Source organism: Micropruina sp., from assembly GCF_027492755.1.
GTDB lineage: Bacteria > Actinomycetota > Actinomycetes > Propionibacteriales > Propionibacteriaceae > Micropruina.
In genome coordinates this window covers 3,642-5,770 of record NZ_JAPUED010000214.1, presented here as the reverse complement: position 1 = coordinate 5,770, position 2,129 = coordinate 3,642, and the positions used below count along the sequence as shown (strand labels likewise).

Genomic DNA, 2,129 nt, shown 5'->3' with positions numbered 1-2,129 from the left:
GATGGCTCTTGCGGGCGTCCTGGTATCAGGGTGAGTTGTTGCAGACCTTCCCCGACGATCTGGGCGGGGTGATGCTGATTCCGTCCCACGGCGGCATGTTCCGGGTCGCCGTCGACGAGGTGACGGTGTGGAACCGCAAGACCGACGGCGGTTTCCCCGAGATCGCCGAGCTGAAGCGCCGCGTCCGTGACCTGGTCGCGCCGGAGCGCTCGCTCGGCCACACCGACCGCGCCTGAGCGGGGACGGTTCTCTCCCATTCGATTCTCGAACGTTGGGGGACGGTTCTCTCCCATTCGAATCTCAAACGTTGGGGGACGGTTCTTCGGCGTGCGAATTTCGAACGTGAAAGAACCGTCCCCCGATGTTCGAGGGTCAGGCGAGCCAGCGCGTACCGGCCCCGACCGGACGGCCCCGGCCGCCGGTCAGTTCGGCGATCGCGGACGTCACCGCCGCGCGCTCCGCGGGCGGAACGGCCAACACCAGGGTCGCCTGTGCACCGTGCCGGACGTCGGCCACCTGGACGCCGCGGTCACGCAGGGACGCCTCGACCCGGCCGGCGATCGCATAGTCCACCTCGAGCTCCAGCATGTCGGCCAGCCGGTAGCGGACCAGTTCGGCCGCATCGGACGCCGCGGCGACCGCGTCCGAATAGGCCCGGACCAGGCCACCCGCACCCAGCAGGGTGCCGCCGAACCAGCGGGTGACGACGGCCACCACATCGCGCAGTTCGCGTCCACGGAGTACCTCGAGCATCGGCGCACCCGCGGTTCCAGCCGGCTCGCCGTCGTCGCTGCTGCGCTCGACGGCGCCGTCCGGACCGAGGATGAACGCCGAGCAGTGATGGCCGGCGGTGTGGTGCTGCTTGCGGACCGACTCGATCACCGCCCGGGCCGCCGCCTCATCGGACACCGGCTCCAGATGGGCCAGGAAGCGGGAGCGTCGATCCTCGATCTCGGCCTCGACCGGCCCGGCGATACTCAGATACTTCTCGATCACAGCAGCACCTTGCCACGCTCGACCCGTCCATGCGTCAGGCTTCCGACACCGCCCTACGGATCAGCTCACCGAGAAACGCCTCGTCGGCCTCGGCGAGACCGGCCACGGCGAAGCTGGTCGCCCACACACTGCCGTCGTCGAGCAGCGCGCCGTCGTTGAACCCGAAGGTGCCGTAGCGGGCCTTGAACTTGCTGGCCGGCTGGAAGAAGCAGATCACCTGTCCATCGCGGGCGTAGGCGGGCATGCCGTACCAGGTCTTGGCGTCCAGTTCGGGAGCGTTGGCGCTGACGAGCGCGTGGATCCGCTCGGCGATGACGCGGTCGGCGTCCGGCATTTCGGCGATCTTGTCCAGGCAGGCCTGCGCCTCGAGTTCCTTCTTCCCCGAGCGACGCTTGGCGGCACGCAGTTCGGCGGCGTGCTCCTTCATCGCGGCGCGTTCCTCGGCGGTGAAGCCGTCGTTGCTGTCGGTGTTGCGGGTCATCGGTGGATCGTCTCCTTGATTCGGATCGGTGTGGAAAGGGTGAGCGTTCCGGTGAATGGCCGGTCAACGCGGGGACGCGGGCGCGGCTCCCTCGATCCAACGACGGACGGCTCACGACGTGACCGGGTCTGTTCGGCGAATGCCCTGGCCACCCACGGCGGCAGGCACATCTCTCAGTCCTGGGCCAGGTCGGTCTTGAACCGGACCATGTTGCCGTCGGGGTCGCGGAACGCGCAGTCCCGGACGCCGTAGAACTGGTCGGCGGGCTCCTGCAGCACGTCGGCACCGGAGGCGCGGACGGCCTCGTACACGGCGTCCACATCGTCGCAGTCGAAGATCAGCGCGGTGAGCAGGCCCTTGGCGAGCAATTCGGTCAACGCCTGCCGGTCACCGTCGGTCATCGGCATCGCGCCCGGTCCGATCTGGTCGAGGGTGATCTCCAACTCGGGCTGGGTGGGCGTCGTCAGGGTGACCCAGCGGAAATCGCCGTTGGTCACGTCAGTGGTGACGCTGAATCCGAGCACATCGCGGTAGAAGGCGAGCGAGCGATCGGGATCGATGGTGTGGACGAAGGTATTCGCGAGCGTCAGGCTCTGCAGTGCTGTCATGTCCTCGACGCTAGGCGGACGCCACGGCTGCTGCTTCTCGAAAA

Annotated in this window: 4 protein-coding genes; 1 reads left to right on the top strand and 3 read right to left on the bottom strand. The window is 68.0% G+C overall.

Annotated features, from left to right (window positions below):
• The coding region (locus tag Q0066_RS14905) for a SelT/SelW/SelH family protein (protein ID WP_298134314.1) at positions 1–236 on the top strand (236 nt) is incomplete at its 5' end.
• A 136-nt stretch (positions 237–372) separates the two neighbouring features.
• On the opposite strand, the gene Q0066_RS14900 is transcribed toward Q0066_RS14905, so the two are convergent.
• From Q0066_RS14900 to Q0066_RS14890, 3 genes are all read right to left on the bottom strand, one after another.
• A complete protein-coding gene (locus Q0066_RS14900) occupies positions 373–996 on the bottom strand; it encodes a YigZ family protein (protein WP_298134312.1) in 624 nt (207 codons plus the stop codon).
• A gap of 34 nt (positions 997–1,030) precedes the next feature.
• Positions 1,031–1,477, bottom strand: a complete 447-nt coding sequence (locus Q0066_RS14895; RefSeq protein ID WP_298134310.1) for a DUF1801 domain-containing protein — start codon at positions 1,475–1,477, stop codon at positions 1,031–1,033.
• 173 nt (positions 1,478–1,650) lie between these two features.
• On the bottom strand, positions 1,651–2,129 hold a 479-nt coding region (locus tag Q0066_RS14890), incomplete at its 5' end, for a VOC family protein (protein ID WP_298134307.1).

Coding starts and splice junctions, on each gene's coding strand:
- Q0066_RS14895 (WP_298134310.1), bottom strand. CDS start 1,477: ATGACCCGCAACACCGACAGCAACGACGGCTTCACCGCCGAGGAACGC.